The organism is Bullifex sp. (assembly GCF_034103065.1).
Taxonomy (GTDB): domain Bacteria; phylum Spirochaetota; class Spirochaetia; order Sphaerochaetales; family Sphaerochaetaceae; genus Bullifex.
The window spans coordinates 1-2522 of sequence record NZ_JAXEGN010000206.1; the positions used below are offsets into that span (position 1 = coordinate 1).

Sequence of the window (2522 nt, forward strand, 5' to 3'; positions counted from 1 at the left end):
AGCAGAAAGTGGTTCATCAAGTAATAGTATTTCAGGTTTTCTAGCAAGTGCACGAGCAAGAGCAACTCTTTGTGCTTCTCCACCCGAAAGGGTAGTAACTTTACGTTTTTCATATCCAGAAAGTCCTACAAGATTAAGTAATTCCTTTACTTGTTTAGCTATTTCTTTCTTATTTACTTTATTAATCTTAAGGGAATAACCAACATTCTTTTCAACATCCATATTGGAAAAGAGTGAATAGTTTTGGAATACCATACCGATATTTCTATTTTGAATTTTTTCATTAGTAATATCTTTACCATTTAAATAAATCTTTCCTGAAAAAGATTCATTTAATCCTGCAATTGCAGAGAGAATTGTACTTTTACCAGATCCAGAAGGTCCAATAATAGATACAAACTCACCTTCAAAAAGTGAAAATGAAAGATCTAAATCAAAGTTTTTATATTTAACTCTTAAATTTTCAACTTTGAGCTTTTCCATTTTTTCCTCCTATCAATTCTGATGTAATAAATACAATTAATGCAACTAATATCAAAATAGTTCCAACAGCACAGGCTCCTTGATAATTGTATGAATTAATTAATCTATATAAGAGTAGTGGTAGAGTTGTAATCTTACCTTCTGATAGTGTCATAGTTGCATTGATTTCTCCCATTGAGAGAGCAAATGAAAAACTAAATGCTCTATATAAAGCTCCTCTTAATAGAGGTATTTCAACTAGTTTTGATGTTTTTTTATTTGTTGCACCTAATGTGTAAGAGGCATAAATAATTCTTTCATCAATTGAGCGGGCTATAGGTAACAGTGTTCTTAAGCTAAATGGTAATATTATTACAAAGTGAGCAAGTAGAATGAAGATGTAAGAAACTAAAGTTCCTCTTATAGGCATTTTTGCTCTAATAAAAGAAAAACCAAGAGCAATAGTAACTGATGATACCATCATTGGCAGCATTGCTAATAATTCACCTACAGAACTCTTTAATCTTGTAATATAAAGAGAAATTTTTAATGAAAGAAGAGTTGCAAATAAGCTACTAATAAAAGCTATTAATATACTATTTAATAGAGCTGTAAAAGCATCCTTCATTGATGAAACACTTGTTTGAAGACCAAATAGTTCTTGATAAGCTTTTATAGAAAATCCTTTACCATATCTATTTGAAGTGGATACGAATGAACGATAAACTACAGATAAAAGTGGACCTAAAATAAAGAATAATAATAGGACAATGTAAATTATTAATAATACTTTAATACCCTTATTTTTAATCTTATTTAATGAATTAGAGTTAATATTTTCAGTTAATTGTGTTCTTTTAGAAGCAATGATACTTAGAATGACAATTATTGTGTTAAAAAGAAGGGCAAATATGGAGAGCGCTGCAGCCTTATTACTGTTTCCAAGTATGTTATTTGTTCTGTATATTTCTACCTCTAGAGTTGTGAATTCAGGACCTCCACCTAATACTAAAATTATTGAAAATGAGGTAAAGCAATAGAGAAAAATTAGCAAAAATGAGGAGATTAATGCAGGGAGCATGCGAGCGAACGTAACATTAAAAAATGTCTTTACCTTAGAAGCTCCTAGCAAATATGACGATTTTTCTTGGTCTCTTGAAAGGCTATTTAAATAACTTGTTAATTGAGTTAAAGCAACTGGGAAGTTTAAAAAAGCATGAGCTAAAATAATTGCTTTAAAGGAATATAGTATTTTAACTACGCTATCGTTTGTGTTTAATAAACTTTTTAATAATTTATTTAATACTCCATTATTTCCATAAAAAATAACAAATCCTAATACTACTAAAATGGATGGTAATACAAAGCAAAGCGATGCAAGTGATAGTATAAGCTTTCTTCCTTTGAAATTATATTTTGAGAAAAGTAATGCTCCTGGAAGTGCTATTAAAATAGATAATATGGCTGAAAATAATGATTGCTTTATAGTAAATAAAAGAATTTTGTAGTTATAAGTAGATGTAAAGGCTTCTTTTACTAAATCTAATGTAAAACCATTAGCTGTAAAAAAAGCCTTTGATAAAGTAAAAATTAACGGAAGGAGAAACACCAGGAATAAAATAATCCTGGCAAAAATAGAGTTTAATTTGTAGTAGTTTCTACCTTCTCTTATCATTTACTAGTTAACCATTGCCTCTGTCCACTCATTTAACCATTTTTCTAGATTCTGAGCAATTACCTCTGCATCAAGATGTAAAAGAGTTGGTTTTGGGGCCCAATTATATGCATCAGGAAGCTCTGTTTTTGAATTTGCTGGATACATTGAATTTGCAATAGCAGTTTCCTTTTGACCCTCTGTTAAAATAAAGTCAACAAACTTTTCAGCATTGGCTCTATTTTTAGCATTCTTTAAGATACCGACAGATTCAATAGTAGTTGAGTGTCCTTCATCAAATATGAGGGCTTGATATCTTGTTGTATCTTCCCAAAGTACGTGATAAACAGGACTAGTTGTATATGACAGAACAATTGGGGCTTCACCCTCTGTGAAAAGGCCATAT

Annotated in this window: 3 protein-coding genes; all 3 read right to left on the reverse strand. The window is 30.3% G+C overall.

What is annotated here, in order from left to right; genetic code table 11:
* Positions 1–483 (reverse strand): ABC transporter ATP-binding protein (locus tag SOY52_RS08020; protein WP_320848434.1); only part of this gene is annotated, 483 nt, incomplete at its 3' end.
* Entirely contained in the window at positions 464–2137 is a 1674-nt protein-coding gene (locus tag SOY52_RS08025; protein WP_320848435.1) for an iron ABC transporter permease, read from the reverse strand. The genes SOY52_RS08025 and SOY52_RS08020, both read right to left, overlap by 20 nt.
* 3 nt (positions 2138–2140) lie before the next feature.
* Positions 2141–2522: thiamine ABC transporter substrate-binding protein (locus SOY52_RS08030; protein WP_320848436.1), on the reverse strand; the 382-nt coding region annotated here is incomplete at its 5' end.